A 15,142-nucleotide genomic window follows, 5' to 3' on the forward strand; every position below is an offset into this window, starting at 1 on the left:
CGAGGTGTTTAATGGGACGAGTACTGACCCAATTCGTGATGGCTGTTCTTCTGGCCAGCACCCTGGGAGCGGCACCCGGACAGAAAACATCAGACTCCACGGCCAAGGGAACCTCGGTTCACGTCAAACAGGTCGCAAAACAAAAGGCGGCCAAGCCCTACCAAGTCGGCAGGGCGTCCTGGTACGGCAAGTTTTTCCACGGGAAAGCAACCGCCAGCGGCGAGTCGTATGACATGTTCCGGTTTACCGCCGCCCATCCCAATCTACCGTTGGGAACCTGGGTTCGAGTAACGAACCTAAGCAATGACCGTTCGGTCATTGTCCGAGTGAACGACCGCGGCCCTGTAGTGGAAGGTCGGATTATTGACCTCTCCTACGGAGCAGCGCAGATTCTCGAGTTCCGTCGCAAAGGCGTCGAGCGCGTGCGGCTCGACGTCGTCAAGGAACCCGATACCTTCGCCCAGGCCCAGGAAGTTATCGGAAGCCATTAGAGGCTTCGACTCCCGCCAATCGGCCCAGAACTGGCCCGTAGATGATTCGCACCAGAGCTCGACCTCTGGTGCGTTTTCTCTTTTATCTATCGACTTCCACGAGCGAAGGACTACCCTTCGTGGCCGCCATCACTTGCTTCTGTGGATGGGGGAATCAACCTCTCACCATTTCCGATTCCCCGATTAAGCCTCCCACGATTACCATGCGTACATGACTGCTTCTTGCGACCGCCTCATAGTGGCGCTCGATGTTTCCTCTGCCGTGGAAGCCCACCGCATCATCGACGCCGTGAGCGACTCCGTCTCAATGTTCAAAGTCGGCAAACAGCTTTTCACCGCGGAAGGCCCGCAGATCGTCCGAGAACTCGTTGCCAGCGGCCGCCGAGTTTTCCTGGATCTCAAGTTCCACGATATACCAAACACAGTGGCTGCCGCAGTTCGGCAAGCCGCCGAGTTGCGCGTCGCCATGCTGACGGTCCACGCATCCGGCGGAGCCAAGATGCTTCGCGCCGCAGCCGAAGCCTCCGAATCCTCTCCTACGCAGCCACTCATTCTGGCCGTCACCGTTCTGACCAGCCTTTCCGACGAGGACCTGCTGGAGGTAGGCGTCTCGGGCACGGTCCAGTCGCAGGTGCTCCGGCTGGCGAACCTAGCTTTGGAGCAGAAATGCGGGGGGATCGTCGCCTCTGCCCACGAGGCGCGGGAACTGCGCCGTGAACTCGGTACGGGTTTCGCAATCGTCACTCCCGGCATCCGCCCGGGAGGCAGCACGAAGGACGACCAGGCCCGCGTAGTCACGCCAGCCCAAGCCATGAGGGCGGGGGCCAGCCACATCGTCGTCGGACGTCCCATTACCGAGGCCGTCGATCCCGCCCAAACCGCACGCCAGATCCTTGCCGAAATCACTGCCGCGAGCGTCTGATTAGTTTTCTCGTTTCAAAGCAAAACGCGCCCAAAATGGGCGCGTCAGAATTTCTTGAATACGACTAGATTTTAAAGCTTTTCGAAAAATTCGCAGGCCGAGCAGGAAATGTAAACACCGCCGGGAACATTGCGCTCGCGGTCCTTGACTCGCTTCACGATACGGGTCGCCTTGCCGCACTTTGGACAGTCCGTGCTCTTCTGGGTATCCATGACCTTTTTACGGTCCGCCGTCTTTGCGATCTTCGCCATTCTGGTTCTCCTGACAGAAATGTGCCGTCAACCCTTGCGGGAGCGGTTCTTTGCTGTTGCGGGAGCAATTTTCGGGGACGGCCCAGCGCCTTGGAAGACGCCAGAATACGAGCCGATCCGAGTCAACGGGCGCACTGCGCCAATCTCACTCGCCGGGTAGCAGCTTCATTGTAATTGGAAATTTGGAATTTGTAATTTCAAACCGCCTGCGTCATTCGGTCTTGATCTGAATGAGCCGGAGCCGCTCACCAGTAACCAGATCAACGGTCAGAGTATTTCCGACCCCTTGGGCGTAGAACTTGTGCTCTCGGGCGCCCGGCTCAAGGGGCGTGGTCTCCTCTGTCTCGAGGGAATGGTGGAAGCTGCCGGCTGGAACGCTGACCGTCTTGTCCAGACCGACTACGGCCGCCAGATCTTCGGCCGTGCCCAGCGAGAATTCTTGACGATAGAAATCCCCAACTACGGAATGAGCTTCCATGATGATTCCTGGCTTCGCGCCGTCGACGCCTGCTGTCCAGGAACCCTCCAGGCTGACGACCAAGCCCTCGGACAATTCCTCCGAGTTTTCTCCGAAATACCAGACATTGCCCTCTTTGTCCTGGGCATACCAATCGAGCGTATTCTCGGTGAGCTCGCCATTTACCCTTACCGTGTCATGGACTTCAACGCAGGTGACGCCTAAGATCACCTTGGTCTTGCGCGTGACAGCAACTTCGTTATGCTCAACACCGTCAGGAGTCTTCCCCTCATAGATGAAGATCGTCCCTGGCTTCAATGGGAAGTATGGATTGTCTATCTCGGTCGAAAAATTTGCAGGATCAATGACAGGATCGTACGCCTCGCCACCAAGCCGTCGGCAAGCTTGTTGACGTCCCGATAATTGAGACTTGCACTCATCAAACGCATCCTTCGCTTCTGCGGCTGCTGTCTCATTGCATTGTCTTCGCTTGCCCCACCCGGGAATGTTGTCGCAGGTTCCCACTCTTTGCCAATAATCGCTTTGTGCTCCTCGATTGCAGGAACGTAACGCTGCCTGGGAGGTCTTTTGGCATACATTGCTATCCGCCGCAAACGCCATCGTACATGCCAAGAATCCAATAAGCAGGGCTGAGATCAAGTGAAATTTCATCGGAGTCGCCTCACTGAGGATTTTGTTGCTCTAAGCGGATGCTGGGCCTGTAGAGGCGGATGGCTTTCGCATTCGACTGAAACAGAATCGCTGGAACGAGAGGTGCTCCTTGTTTTCAAACGACAATTTCCAAACTACCCGATTACAATCCCTTTCATGAGCACGCACCCAACTACCGACGCTCGCTACCCAATCGGCAAGTTCACCTGGGCCGGCCCGAACACCGAGTCCGACCGCAAGTGCTATATCGACCAAATCGAGCAAGCACCCGTTCAGCTTCGCGCCGCTGTCTTCGGACTCACCGACCAGCAACTCGATACGCCCTACCGCGAAGGCGGATGGACCGTGCGTCAAGTTGTGCATCACGTGGCCGACAGTCACATGAACGCCTACATTCGGTTCAAGCTCGCACTGACTGAGAACGAGCCCACGGTGAAGCCGTACGACGAGAAGGCGTGGGCCGAACAGCCAGACTCCAAGCTGCCCGTCGAAGTCTCTCTGCAGCTCTTCGACCGCTTGCATCAGCGCTTCACCACCATTCTGCGCTCCATGAAGCCCGCTGACTTTGACCGTAAACTCCGGCATCCTGAACTCGGCGAAGTTGTACTCGACCGGTACGTGGCCATGTACGCCTGGCACGGCAAGCACCATGTCGCGCACATAACAGAGTTGCGGAACCGTATGGGTTGGTAGCGCTCCGGCTATCGCGTATGCCGACTCGTGCTCCTTCCGTTTGACCCATTCTTCCCCGCTTGCTACCTTCAAGCGTTCTCGTTGAGCGCCGCAAAGATTTCTGCGGCTGCCCAAAACTGGCAACTGGCCACTGGCGAATTCACATGTCCGCGATCAAGTTCAAAGGCGTCGATTTCATTCAGTTCGACTCGCTGCTCTCCGACGAAGAACGCATGGTGCGCGATACCGCGCGCCAGTTCATCGAAGACAACCTCGTCCCCATCATCGAGCAGTGCAATCGCGACGGACGCTTCCCGCGCGAACTGGTCAAGCCCATGGCCGACCTCGGCTTTTTCGGGGCCAGCCTCAAGGGCTACGGCTGTGCCGAGATGTCCAACGTCGAGTACGGACTTGTCATGCAGGAACTGGAGCGCGGCGACAGTGGCGTTCGCTCGTTCGTCAGCGTACAGTCGGCGCTCGTCATGTATCCCATTTGGGCGTTCGGCAGCGACGAGCAAAAAGACAAGTGGCTGCCCGCCATGCAAAAGGGCGACAAGCTCGGCTGCTTCGGTCTTACCGAACCTGATTTCGGTTCTAACCCCAATGGCATGCGCACCCGCGCAAAGAAGGACGGCAACGACTACATTCTCAATGGCGAGAAGATGTGGATCACCTCCGGCAGCATCGCCGATGTAGCCGTCGTCTGGGCCAAGGTAGAGGACGAAGGCGACCGCATCCGCGGCTTCCTGGTTGAAACCGATCGTCCGGGCTTCAGCGCACAAGACGTGCACGGCAAGTGGTCCCTGCGTGCGTCCGTCACGTCCGGCTTCTCGCTTCAGGACGTACGGATTCCGGCCGGCAACATTCTGCCCAAGACTGAAGGCCTGAAGAACGCGCTCATGTGTCTCAACCAGGCGCGTTACGGAATTGCCTGGGGAGCCGTTGGCGCTGCCATGTCCTGCTATGACACGGCGCTCCAATACGCGAAGCTGCGCAAGCAGTTCCGCGATATGCCGATTGCCGGCCATCAACTCGTGCAGGAGAAGCTGGTATGGATGATCAATGAGATCACCAAGGCCCAGCTACTCGTCTTGCAGGTTGGTCGCCTGAAGGACGCCGGCACCGTCGCTCACCAACACATCTCCATGGCGAAACGGAACAACGTCTGGATGGCCCTTGAGTGTGCCCGCATGGCACGCGATATTCTGGGTGCGAACGGAGTGGCTGACGACTACCCGATCATGCGTCACATAATGAATTTGGAATCGGTGAAAACCTACGAGGGCACCCATGACATCCATACTCTGATTGTGGGCTCGTCGATCACCGGCATTGACGCTTTCTGACCTCTGGTGCAAAGATGTTTCTCCCATCTCATAGGACCGGGTTTTTGATTCTGGGGTAATCCGGTCCACGGCAATCGCGTCAACTCGGGCTCGAAGTCTGGCAAGTCGAAGTCTGGAAAATCGAAGCTGCGCATTCGCTGGCATCGTACCGGCAGTTATCGCCGTGCGGTCAGCAAGCGCCTTCGCGGAGGCTTTCATGGGTACAAAGGTGCAACCAACAGACCTGGCACAGTCAACGTCCACCAACCTCGAGGCCGATCTCGCACTCGAATTTCTACGCGTCGTAGAATCTGCCGCGATCGCCTCCGCCAAGACGATGGGCCAGGGGGATCGAAAGCGCGCCGACCAGGCCGCTACCGAATCCATGCGCCAGGTGATGGACACTGTTCCCATGCAGGGCACCATTGTCATTGGCGAAGGTGAACGTGACGAAGCACCCATGCTCTACATCGGTGAGAAGGTTGGCCGAGCGCGCGTTCAAGGACTCACCTTTCCGGAAGTGGACATTGCGGTTGATCCCCTCGAGGGCACGAATCTCTGCGCAACAGGTTCGCCGAATGCCATCACCGTGCTCGCAGCGTCCGAACGCGGTGGCCTGCTGCACGCGCCCGATTGCTACATGGAGAAGATCGTTGTCGGCCCCTCCTGCCACGGAGCTGTCGATCTCGACGCTCCCGTTGAGGACAACCTTAAGAACGTCGCGAAGCGCCTCGATCGCGACGTAGAAGACCTTGTCGTCATCGTGCTGGATCGTCCGCGCCACGAAAAGCTTATCGCAGACATTCGCAAGGCTGGCGCGCGCATTCGCCTGATTACTGATGGCGACCTGGCGCCCGGAATTGCCTCGGCCGTTATCGGAACCGGCGTACACGCCGTGATGGGCGCTGGTGGCGCGCCGGAGGGCGTGATCACCGCGGCTGCCATTCGCTGCCTGAACGGCTACATGGTCGGACGCCTTACCGGCTACACCGAACAGCAGCGCGAGCGCATGGCGGGCATGGGCATCAATGACATCAAGAAGATCTACACCGCCGACGAACTCGCGCCCGGCAAGAACATCATCTTCGCCGCTACCGGCGTGACCGATGGTTCCCTGCTCAGAGGCGTGCGCTTCTTCGGCGAAGGCACTCGAACCTCATCCCTGATCATGAAGATGTCCAATGGCAAGGTGCGATTCATCGAAACCATCCACCTGGAGAAGAGGCCGGACGTCAAAGTTCGCTTCATGTAAACAGCCCATCAAGCAGCACACTGGAACGGCCTCCGCCATGGAGGCCGTCTCAGTTTCAGATCTCCCGTTCAATATTCGCTCGACGCTATGTCGAGAGTCACCGCCGAACACCCGGCCAGCAGCGCAAACCGGCTGGCATCGGGCCCACTCGCGCACATCAGACAACCAAAGCAAAAGGTCCTCCCGCCCATGGCGGAAGGCCTTCATAATCACGCCCTTAGGGCGCCAGCGTCGTCGCCGGATGCTTACTGCACTGACGGGCACCTCGGCGAACATAATCTTCCAACTGCCCGATTTGCTCCTTGCTCTTTAGTTGCTCAAGAAATGGAGACTTCTTGGTCGGGTCCTGCCTGGTCACGTTCTCATAGGCGCGCAGCATGCCTTGTGTGCCAGCCAGGTAAATCTTGACCGAGTCCTTGTCTTCCGGATGCTGCATGCGGAAGGCCGCGCTTGCCAGGATGTTTTGGAGCGTGAATGCCTTGCGAGCGTCTGTGTTCTTCTCGTTCAGCAGTGGCCCAACAATCGCCGAACACATATTCGCATGAACATCGGGAACCTCTTTGATCCACTGGAACACCCATTCGCGGTCCCTTTTCAGGGCCGGATCCATTGGGCTCTGCTCCAGTTTCTCAATAACGTCGAGCGCGCGCTTGCGCTCTTCCGGCGTGGACGGACCCCTGGGATCTGCGACCGCGGAAGGCATCGCCAATGATAGAAGCGCGATGCACACTAGAGCTTTTCGCATTCACTCCCCCGACTGGATTCTGAATTGGCGGTAGTGTACACCCACCCAAAGCAAACCTCCCAAAGCAAACACCCAAGACACCCAGCCCACCGTACGCTGTTCTTGTACGGAGGGCAGAGCACCGCCTATGTCATCTCTACGAACGATCGGTCTCGATGGTTCCCCAAATCACGCTATCTTTTTCGCGCAGGCATCGGCGGCCAGCCCAGCGCTGTCCCCTCGAACAGGAACGCGCACTCTTCCAGGCGCTTTTCTCCGTCATGCACCGCGAATTTCCGGCGTCGTTCCGCGGGGCCGCTCCAAAGCGTCACGCCGGCATAGGCGCCATCTTTGCGCAGAATGTAATAGATCATGTTCAGATAACGGAGCTTCTTCATGTCGTTGTTGTAGTTCCGCGCAATGCGCTTCAGAGCGTCCATGCCCGCATCTACCGGCGACATGCCATGCCTCATGTTCTCTACAATGGTGTGCGCGCCGACGATTTTAATGTTCTCTTCGCCGTTGCCCGTCGCGCCGGCAGCACCAATCTCCTGATCGCAATAACAGCCCGCGCCGATGATGGGTGAGTCGCCAGCGCGTCCAGGAATCTTCCACGCAAGCCCGCTGGTCGTGGTCGCGCTGCTCATCTCGCCTTTTTCGCTGAGGGCCGAGCAGTTGATGGTTCCCGTCGGCGGATTCAGCACGCGCTTGATCGCCGCAACGCGAAACTCTGGCTGAATGCCGATCTCGGCCGCGAGTTCTTCCATCTTCTTCATGTGCTGTTCCTGCCACTCCGCGCTCGTCTGCTCGTCCGGGAACTTGAAGTTCGGGTCGGCCAGCCCCGGGCCCCACCAGTCCGAGTTCGACATCGTTTCTTTCCATAACATCCACGTCTTGCGCGAGCGTTCCGTCAGCAGATTCTCCTTCGAAAAACCATGAGCTACAGCAAAGCGCTCCGCGCCTTCGCCGACCAGCATCACGTGTCCCGTATGCTCCATCACGGTCTTCGCCAGCAGCGAAACATTCTTGATGTTGTGTACGCCCGCCACAGCGCCGGCCCTGCGCGAAGGCCCGTGCATGCAGCACGAATCCAGTTCCACCACTCCCTCTTCGTTGGGCAGGCCGCCGAAGCCGACGCTATCGTCGTTCGGATCGTCTTCCGGTCCGCGAATCACTTCGTTGATCGCGTCCAGCGTATCGCCGCCACGCCGCAACCGTTCGTATCCGGCATCGATAAAGTTGAACCCGTTTGCGGCACTGATGATGACCGGCTTCTTCCACGCGCCGCCCTTCTGTTGCTCTGTCTTGGCCACCTGATGATCGACTGTCTTCGTAATCTGTGCTTCAACGTCAAGCGTCATCAGCGAAGCCGAACCCATGGCCGCCGTAGCCAGAAAATCGCGGCGAGAAAACGTCATCGTGCCTCCAGTGTTTTGCATTGCGCGTCTCTGTACGCGCTCGAAAATTACAAGGCACGATAACAGCGCAGCGAATCTTTGAAAAGCCCTGAGAGTAGCAACGGAGCCCGGTCACCGTTTCAGAGGGCGCATAAGCTCTGGGGCTGCTAAAGTCTGGTTGTATGCAGTATGGAAGGAATTCGTTTGCAGTCGGGTCCTGCAGTTAAGGGCACGGCGCTCTGCCGTGCCCTTCGTTTATCAGATTCGCAATTGTCCGATTTCACATCCTCCTAGCTTGCCATTTTCATCGCCGTGTTCTGATCTGCCCTGAACCGCAGCAACGCCGCGACATTTCCTGCCTTCTCGAAATCTGGATCGTTCTGGATGTACACCACTTCAATCCCATTTCGCAGCGCGTTTCCGATCATCGCATCCGCCAGGTCCTCCAACGCGCGTGTCTCTTGCCCGCAAATCGAGCATTCGGAGTGCTGTTTCAGACCCAGATGTCCGCAGTTGCTGCACTCCGACCCGGGGGCCTTGAGGTGCTCGCCGATTAACATTGTTTGAACCTCGCCCTTCTCCAGCGATCGCAGCACGCGACGCAGTCCAATTGCGCCCCTCGCGTTTCGCTGCGCCTCCCCCAGCACCTCGTGTACCAATCCATGCCGCCGATTCAACTCGTGCTCGTCGAGAATCAACTGCACCTGCTCACGAATCATTTCTGGACTTGCCGTCGCGGGATCGATGCGGAAACGCCCAGATAGCTTCTGGCGTACATAGGGATGGAACTGCGATTCAATTTCGTTCCAGTTCTCATCGCGACAACCGATCACGAGCGAATCCAAACCGCCGCGGTCATGCATCTCGAGCAGCGCATCGGCAACAAATTTGTAGTGCTGCATTGCGTCGTTTGCAACCTTGCGCTCGGCGTGTCCAGCATCGTAACCGGCCCAACCATCACTGCGCCCGCGCCTCGGCAGGTCATTGAAGAAGTCGACGAGTTCCCGTATTTCATCATGGCGAAAAGCGAACAGTCGCGCCTTCGTGCGGTCCAGCAGGCATACCACCACTCGCGGATGTCTCTCCACGACGGGAGCAAGCGGTCTTAAATGGAAGCGGTTGTTCACAATGAGCTGAGTTCCGGAAAGCCATGCCGGAAGGTTGAACTCTTTCCAGACGCCCCGCTTTGCATCCGCAAAGATAGCTTTTGCGCGTCCTCCATTTCCGTGCAGTTGATCAGCTAGATCCAGGATGCGTTGCAGATCGTCTCGCGCGCAGCCGTTCCTGCCTTCTTTCTCCGCCGTTTTCAGTGCGGCGCGCACCAGGTCCTTAACCAGGATCGCCTCCTCACGATGCGACTGGTTCTGCGGAGTCCCAGGCTGATAGAAGAAACTGATGGCGCAACCTTCTGGTGATTCGAATTGTGCAAGCTCGCGAATAGCTTCTCGCGTAATCATAGGTACATCTCCTCAGCAACGCCGTTCATGATTCCGTAGGAAGGGTCGTGCGCGTAAATCAAGCCGTTCTAGAGTGTTCGATCAGCTTGTCCTTGATCGGACTGGCGGCAGGAAAGGACTTGCGCAGGTGTTCGCGTGCAGCTTTGATCGACGCGCGCACCTCCTCCAACTTGCGGTCTGTAATCACCGCGATCTCATTCGCCGTGAAACCTTCCATCGTGTACAGGATGAAAGCTTCGCGTTCGTGCGGCTTCGCATGGCGTAGCGCCATTTCCACCATCGCCACCATCTCGTCGCTTGCCGCCACATCTTCGGGCGTCGAAAGCCGCGAGTCCGCGATCAGGTTCTCCTGCGTCAGCGACTCGTCCGGTTGGTGGAATTGCAACACCGGCTCATCGCTGCCCGGCTCTTCCCTGCTGCGCGGGGTGGACTCAAGCCGTACCGATCCGATCTCCTGCCTCGTCTGGTTCAGCAGCCGCGAGACCGCGCTGTTCGCCAGCCGATACAGCCACGGCTCCAAGGTTATCTTTTCCGGCTTCTCCGAGCGGTCATCGAGCGCGCTCGCAATCGCCTCATCGATAACTTCTTCTGGCGTCAGCTCTCCCGGGCGAAGCTGCCCGTTGTTCTCGCGATATCGCAACTCGCGCTCGACATATCTTTGCAGACGAGGCAGGTTCGCATCCACGTAGCTGCTGATGTCCGCGACAGAAACCATCTCCGGACGAATTGCCGCGATCGTCTCCTCAAAGGGCACCTGCGGCTCGAGACGCTCTCGCTCCACGCCACGCTCTCGCGGCCAAGTGTGCTTTCTGCGAAGGTGGTCTTTGTGCTTGGTCAACTGCTCGGTCAAGTCTTCAAATGAGCGCTTCACTGCACCTACGTCGCTGTCGGCCATCCTTTGTGCGGCCATCTGCCCCGACGGGAGACGCAGGTTCAGAGAAACTACGGTCCCTGTCTTCTGGTTTGCCTCGACAGTCCCGTACAGCGAAATCAGCTCGGGGCGAAAAACCTGGAGCCTTTTGCGCAGTTTGTCAATCTGCTGTTGAATGTGTTGCTCAAGGGCGGGGGTTTTAGGCAGCTTGTAGCTGAAATGCACATTCATGCGTAAGCCTCGGCTGGGAATACAGGTCCAATCCCCGGCAGCTACTGTCCTAAAGCGGAATTTTACACCCGCTTATAGAGAGGCACGGGGCAAAACGGGAGTTGCTTTTGCCCCGCCCAAATGCGGCATAAAACGTGCTCTAACCGCGTTTTTGCAGCACTTCAGCTCAGGTTCCCAAGTCGCTCTTACCGACGGTTAAATGCAAAAAGCCGCTGCCCGAAACATCCCATGGGCAGCGGCTTTCAAGTACAAACTCTTCTTTGATTCTTATACCGCTACTGTGACCGAAGTCTCCGTCCTGGTCACCGGTCTGTACAAAGTGTCGCGCTCGACCGGCACTCTTCCGGCTTCCGTGATTAACCGTATCAGTTCATGTCGCGTCATTCCCTGCGGAGTCGTAGCCCCTGCGTCGTGATAGATCTTCTCTTCCACCACGGTTCCATCAATATCGTCCGCGCCGAACCTGAGCGCGATTTGTGCAATCTTCGGCGTGAGCATCTGCCAGTACGCTTTGATATGCGGGAAGTTGTCCAGCACCAGTCGCGACACCGCGATCTGCCGCAGATCCAGCATCCCTGTCGTCTTCGGCAGATGCTGTAGCGGAGTGTTGTCAGGATGGAACGCCAACCCGATAAACGTCTGAAAGCCGCCGGTCTCGTCCTGCAAAGCTCGCAACTTAATCAAGTGATCGACGCGATCTTCGTCATTTTCGATATGACCGTAGAGCATGGTCGCATTCGACTTCAGCCCGATCTCATGCGCGACGCGAGCCGTATCCAACCACTCTGTTCCATCAATCTTGTGATCGCAGATGATCGAGCGTACGCGCTCGCTGAAAACTTCTGCGCCGCCTCCAGGCAACGAATCCACGCCTGCAGCTTTCAGTTTGAGCAGCACGTCGCGGATCGACATCCTGTACAGCTTTGCGAAGAAAGCCACCTCGACCATCGTGAATGCCTTGATGTGTACGTCCGGATAGCGCTCCTTCAGGCCAGTTACCAGGTCAAGAAAATACTGGAACGGCAGCTCCGCATGGAGTCCGCCGACGATGTGGAATTCCGTAATCGCTTCCGTGTACCCGGACGCAGCGGACTCCCACACCTGCTCCAGCGACATCGTGTACGCGCCTGGCGTGTCCTTCTTTCGTCCGAAGGCGCACAGCCTGCAAGCCGCCACACAGACGTTCGTGGGATTGATATGCCTGTTAACGTTGAAGTACGCGACATTGCCGTGCATGCATTCGCGAACGTGATTCGCCAGCCAGCCCACGGCAAGAATGTCAGGCGACCGATACAGCGCAACCGCCTCGTCGAAGTCCAGGCGCTCACGCGCCATCACCTTCTCGGCGATTCGCGCCAGCCGCGCATCATGTGTCTGGAAAGGGTGCATACCGGAAACCGTGTCAACCGTAGATTCTGCCATTGCCCTTCGATGATAACGCACGGCAATAAGGAATCACAGCAGGAGGCGACGTCTGCGGCATGTGTTTATTTCAGCGATGCCGGACGGAGCACGCGGCAGGGATTGCCCACGGCAATCACTCCTGCGGGAATACTCCGTGTGACTACACTGCCTGCCCCAATGACCGTGTTGTCCCCAATTGTCACGCCGGGACAGATAATCGTGCCGCCCCCCAGCCACACGTTGTTCCCAATTGTGACCGGTGTTGCCATCTCCAATCCGCTACGGCGAGTTGCAGCGTCAAGCGGATGGTGCGCGGTGTAGATCTGCACGCAAGGCGCAATCTGAGCGTCATCGCCGATGGTGATCAACGCGCAGTCAAGAAAGATGCAGTTGTAGTTGACGAAGCCATTGCGGCCGATGCGGATATTAACACCGTAATCGCACCAAAATGGAGACATGAAAACTGTGTCTTCACCGATTTTACCCAGCAGATCACGAAGCCGATCATAACGCGCAACGGCGTCTTCATTTGCGATTGCGTTTAGGCGCCGCATGCGCCTTTGCGCGGAAGCGTGCGCCTGCTTCAGCTCAGGATCTGATGCCCGGTAAAGTTGGCCCGAGAGCATCTTTTCCTTTTCGGTCGCGCCCATATCCGAATTCTAGCGGATCATTTACCCACTCGGGCTCTGGGTGGGCCAACTCACCTACGGCATGCAATCGCAAGGGTGCGATGTGAACTAGAAGAAGTCACGAAGTTATTTGGCGAATATGTAAACCCGACGCCACGCGGCCCCCTACCGCACGAGATAATCCCCCGCTACCGCCAACAGCAACAACATCGAGATGAATCCGTTCGTCGTGAAGAACGCCGCGTTCAGCTTGCTCAAGTCGTCGGCCTTCACCAGCGAATGCTCATACGCCAGCAACAGTCCCACGATCACCACACCGGCGACAGCGAACGTTCCCATCCCAAATGCGACCAGCATCCACGCAAACAACGCGAACGTTATGACGTGGAACACGCGCGCAATCACCAGCGCCCTTTCAATACCGAAGACGCATGGCACGGAATACAGGTTCGCCCGACAGTCGTACTCATAATCCTGACAGCTGTAGAGCACGTCGAAACCGCCACCCCAAAACATCACCGCCCCGGTGACGATCAATATGCGCGCGTCGAAAGTGCCGCGCACCGCTACCCATGCCGCCGCCGGCGCGACGCCCATGGCCAGTCCCAGAAACAGGTGCGCCCATCGCGTGAAACGCTTCGTGTACGAGTATACGAAGACGATGATCAGCGCTAGCGGCGATAGATAGAAGGCCAACCGGTTCAACTGCCAGGCGGCGAGCATTAGCACGGCCGAAGACACGAGCACGAACCCAAGAACGAATTGCCGCGAGAGCAAGCCCGCCGGCAGAGCGCGCGCCGCCGTGCGAGGATTGCCGGAGTCGATGTCGGCGTCGGCCAGGCGGTTAAAAGCCATCGCCGCCGAACGCGCCGCGACCAGGGCCACACAGATCCAGAGGAGAACACGCCCAGACGGGACTCCCTGCGCGGCGATTACAGCGCCGGTCAAACCAAACGGGAGCGTCAGAAACGAATGCTCCCACTTGATCATTTCCAGCGTGATTCCAATATTGCGGAAGAGAGGCACAACTTGATTTTAAATGAGAGCACAGCCGGGAAGCCGAGTCCGACAGATCTTCCCCCGAACGGAGCAGGCCAATACGCATCCGGCCAGTTCACCCAACGCTAAGTCCTGCTCGGTGCTGGCCAGTAAGTTCTCCAGGTTAACGCCGGACAGCACGGCGCTAACCTGGGTACCCTAGGGCTGGCGGTTCTTTCGGTTGGTCTTCTTCTGTGCCTCCACTGCGTTCCGGACGGCGATTCCCTGCATCTCGAAGTGCGCCCCGAAGAGCAGCGGACCCGACCCTATGAACGCGCGCGCCGGAAGGTCTTTCTTGAATTCGTGTCGATACGCGGCGTTGAAGCGTTCGTAAAGCGAAACATCCGGGCAAAAGACCTGCACCGTCACCAGGTCGTCCATGGACATGCCAACTTGCGCCAGCAATGCCTGGAAGCTGCCCAGCAAGTTCCGAATCTCCACGTCCACATCCGTTGGGAGCTTGCCGGTCTTCGCATCCAGACCGATTCTCCCGGCCAGATACAACGAGTCACCCACCATAACGGCGTCGCTGAACGGCGCATTTGGCGGCCGATTCGGCAGATTGATGTGTTTGCGCTTCGGGTGCGACTGGCCCGCCAGAGTGCTGGTGCACAGAACCAGCGCGGCAATAACGATCAGCAATTTGCGTGAACGCATGTGGGTGTGAGGCAGCATGGACAAAAAAGCGCCCAGTCAGCATTGTGCAGCAACTCTGCTTTTCGCTGCAAGCGGCAGCCTCGGCGGGTACGTGATCAGTGAATACGATTAGTCAATACGAAACAAATGGCGCACGCGCTCCACCTCGATTTCGAAATGAGTTGCGGCCCATTACGGGAAAGGAAATAGTGTGTTGTGAGCTGAAGGTTGTGCGTTGACACCACGGTTGGTAGTCTTTCGCCGATGTTTCCGATCCGTTTCCAGTTGTTGTGTCAGACCAGCCGCTCTCGCGGCCAAGCTGGTTGCTGTGTAGCAGCAAAGATCAACCTTGGAGACATACTGATGAAGGCATTCATATCTGCTCTAGTCGTGGCGCTGTTAGCAGCGCCACTTTTGCTAATAGGGCAAGAACAGACCCCCACTTCCAGCACCACATTTGTCCGACGGCAAAGCACGCAGTCGCCGAAACACATCAGGACGCCCGAAGAACGCGAGGCGCTTCTCTACACAGCCTTCTTCCAAGGCGTGTTACGGACCCAGAGGCAAGCAGAAGAGGCAGAACGCGAGGAGGGGCAACCCGCGATTCAACATAAGTTCCGGGGTTGTTCATACGAGACACGAAAATAGAACCTTACGCGGTTAATCAAGATGAGCTCGGGAGATTCTTAGGAGACATCAATTATGCTCCATAT

The 15,142-nt window shown here is 57.6% G+C and carries 15 protein-coding genes; 5 read left to right on the forward strand and 10 right to left on the reverse strand.

The annotated features are described in order from the left end of the window. Positions 1-11 precede the first annotated feature (11 nt). Together VN622_11195 and pyrF are read left to right on the forward strand one after the other, a co-directional pair. The gene (locus VN622_11195) at positions 12-491 is read left to right on the forward strand and encodes a septal ring lytic transglycosylase RlpA family protein (protein ID HWR36423.1); all 480 of its coding nucleotides are present in this window, start codon (positions 12-14) and stop codon (positions 489-491) included. Positions 492-702: 211 nt separating this feature from the next. Further along, positions 703-1,413 carry an orotidine-5'-phosphate decarboxylase gene (gene pyrF, locus VN622_11200; protein HWR36424.1) on the forward strand — a complete coding sequence of 237 codons (711 nt, stop codon included), beginning with the start codon at positions 703-705 and terminating at the stop codon, positions 1,411-1,413. A 71-nt stretch (positions 1,414-1,484) separates the two neighbouring features. Here the strand turns inward: pyrF and VN622_11205 are convergent, their stop codons facing one another. Next, positions 1,485-1,664, reverse strand: coding sequence for a hypothetical protein (locus VN622_11205; GenBank protein ID HWR36425.1), 180 nt, complete (start codon positions 1,662-1,664; stop codon positions 1,485-1,487). A 211-nt stretch (positions 1,665-1,875) separates the two neighbouring features. Further along, positions 1,876-2,793 (reverse strand): hypothetical protein, encoded by a 918-nt coding sequence (locus tag VN622_11210; protein HWR36426.1) that lies wholly within the window; start codon positions 2,791-2,793, stop codon positions 1,876-1,878. A gap of 156 nt (positions 2,794-2,949) precedes the next feature. Between VN622_11210 and bstA the strand changes: the two genes are divergently transcribed. The 3 genes from bstA (at position 2,950) to glpX (ending at position 6,042) form a co-directional block, all read left to right on the forward strand. Next, positions 2,950-3,486 carry a bacillithiol transferase BstA gene (gene bstA, locus VN622_11215; GenBank protein HWR36427.1) on the forward strand — a complete coding sequence of 179 codons (537 nt, stop codon included), beginning with the start codon at positions 2,950-2,952 and terminating at the stop codon, positions 3,484-3,486. Between the two features lie 143 nt (positions 3,487-3,629). Beyond that, positions 3,630-4,811, forward strand: coding sequence for an acyl-CoA dehydrogenase family protein (locus VN622_11220; protein ID HWR36428.1), 1,182 nt, complete (start codon positions 3,630-3,632; stop codon positions 4,809-4,811). 196 nt (positions 4,812-5,007) lie between these two features. After that, entirely contained in the window at positions 5,008-6,042 is a 1,035-nt protein-coding gene (gene glpX / locus VN622_11225) for a class II fructose-bisphosphatase (GenBank protein HWR36429.1), read from the forward strand. Between the two features lie 217 nt (positions 6,043-6,259). On the opposite strand, the gene VN622_11230 is transcribed toward glpX, so the two are convergent. The 8 genes from VN622_11230 to VN622_11265 all read right to left on the reverse strand — a co-directional run bounded on the left by VN622_11230 (position 6,260) and on the right by VN622_11265 (position 14,450). After that, a complete protein-coding gene (locus tag VN622_11230) occupies positions 6,260-6,787 on the reverse strand; it encodes a hypothetical protein (GenBank protein HWR36430.1) in 528 nt (175 codons plus the stop codon). A gap of 173 nt (positions 6,788-6,960) precedes the next feature. Further along, on the reverse strand, positions 6,961-8,205 hold the full coding sequence (locus VN622_11235) for a N(4)-(beta-N-acetylglucosaminyl)-L-asparaginase (GenBank protein HWR36431.1): 1,245 nt from the start codon (positions 8,203-8,205) through the stop codon (positions 6,961-6,963). A 248-nt stretch (positions 8,206-8,453) separates the two neighbouring features. Further along, positions 8,454-9,620 carry a hypothetical protein gene (locus tag VN622_11240; protein HWR36432.1) on the reverse strand — a complete coding sequence of 389 codons (1,167 nt, stop codon included), beginning with the start codon at positions 9,618-9,620 and terminating at the stop codon, positions 8,454-8,456. A gap of 58 nt (positions 9,621-9,678) precedes the next feature. Next, entirely contained in the window at positions 9,679-10,722 is a 1,044-nt protein-coding gene (locus tag VN622_11245) for a hypothetical protein (GenBank protein HWR36433.1), read from the reverse strand. Between the two features lie 267 nt (positions 10,723-10,989). Beyond that, positions 10,990-12,144, reverse strand: a complete 1,155-nt coding sequence (gene mqnE / locus VN622_11250) for an aminofutalosine synthase MqnE (protein HWR36434.1) — start codon at positions 12,142-12,144, stop codon at positions 10,990-10,992. 65 nt (positions 12,145-12,209) lie between these two features. Next, on the reverse strand, positions 12,210-12,776 hold the full coding sequence (locus VN622_11255; protein ID HWR36435.1) for a sugar O-acetyltransferase: 567 nt from the start codon (positions 12,774-12,776) through the stop codon (positions 12,210-12,212). 144 nt (positions 12,777-12,920) lie between these two features. Continuing rightward, entirely contained in the window at positions 12,921-13,781 is an 861-nt protein-coding gene (locus VN622_11260) for a UbiA-like polyprenyltransferase (protein HWR36436.1), read from the reverse strand. A gap of 171 nt (positions 13,782-13,952) precedes the next feature. Next, positions 13,953-14,450, reverse strand: coding sequence for a RidA family protein (locus VN622_11265; protein ID HWR36437.1), 498 nt, complete (start codon positions 14,448-14,450; stop codon positions 13,953-13,955). Between the last annotated feature and the right edge of the window lie 692 nt (positions 14,451-15,142).

The organism is Clostridia bacterium, from assembly GCA_035561135.1.
Lineage (GTDB): Bacteria > Acidobacteriota > Terriglobia > Terriglobales > Acidobacteriaceae > DATMYA01.

Excerpts from the sequence above, each read along its gene's own strand:
- VN622_11195 (HWR36423.1), top strand. The coding sequence starts at position 12 with ATGGGACGAGTACTGACCCAATTCGTGATGGCTGTTCTTCTGGCCAGC.
- pyrF (HWR36424.1), top strand. The coding sequence starts at position 703 with ATGACTGCTTCTTGCGACCGCCTCATAGTGGCGCTCGATGTTTCCTCT.
- VN622_11205 (HWR36425.1), bottom strand. The coding sequence starts at position 1,664 with ATGGCGAAGATCGCAAAGACGGCGGACCGTAAAAAGGTCATGGATACC.
- VN622_11210 (HWR36426.1), bottom strand. The coding sequence starts at position 2,793 with ATGAAATTTCACTTGATCTCAGCCCTGCTTATTGGATTCTTGGCATGT.
- bstA (HWR36427.1), top strand. The coding sequence starts at position 2,950 with ATGAGCACGCACCCAACTACCGACGCTCGCTACCCAATCGGCAAGTTC.
- VN622_11220 (HWR36428.1), top strand. The coding sequence starts at position 3,630 with ATGTCCGCGATCAAGTTCAAAGGCGTCGATTTCATTCAGTTCGACTCG.
- glpX (HWR36429.1), top strand. The coding sequence starts at position 5,008 with ATGGGTACAAAGGTGCAACCAACAGACCTGGCACAGTCAACGTCCACC.
- VN622_11230 (HWR36430.1), bottom strand. The coding sequence starts at position 6,787 with ATGCGAAAAGCTCTAGTGTGCATCGCGCTTCTATCATTGGCGATGCCT.
- VN622_11235 (HWR36431.1), bottom strand. The coding sequence starts at position 8,205 with ATGCAAAACACTGGAGGCACGATGACGTTTTCTCGCCGCGATTTTCTG.
- VN622_11240 (HWR36432.1), bottom strand. The coding sequence starts at position 9,620 with ATGATTACGCGAGAAGCTATTCGCGAGCTTGCACAATTCGAATCACCA.
- VN622_11245 (HWR36433.1), bottom strand. The coding sequence starts at position 10,722 with ATGAATGTGCATTTCAGCTACAAGCTGCCTAAAACCCCCGCCCTTGAG.
- mqnE (HWR36434.1), bottom strand. The coding sequence starts at position 12,144 with ATGGCAGAATCTACGGTTGACACGGTTTCCGGTATGCACCCTTTCCAG.
- VN622_11255 (HWR36435.1), bottom strand. The coding sequence starts at position 12,776 with ATGGGCGCGACCGAAAAGGAAAAGATGCTCTCGGGCCAACTTTACCGG.
- VN622_11265 (HWR36437.1), bottom strand. The coding sequence starts at position 14,450 with ATGCGTTCACGCAAATTGCTGATCGTTATTGCCGCGCTGGTTCTGTGC.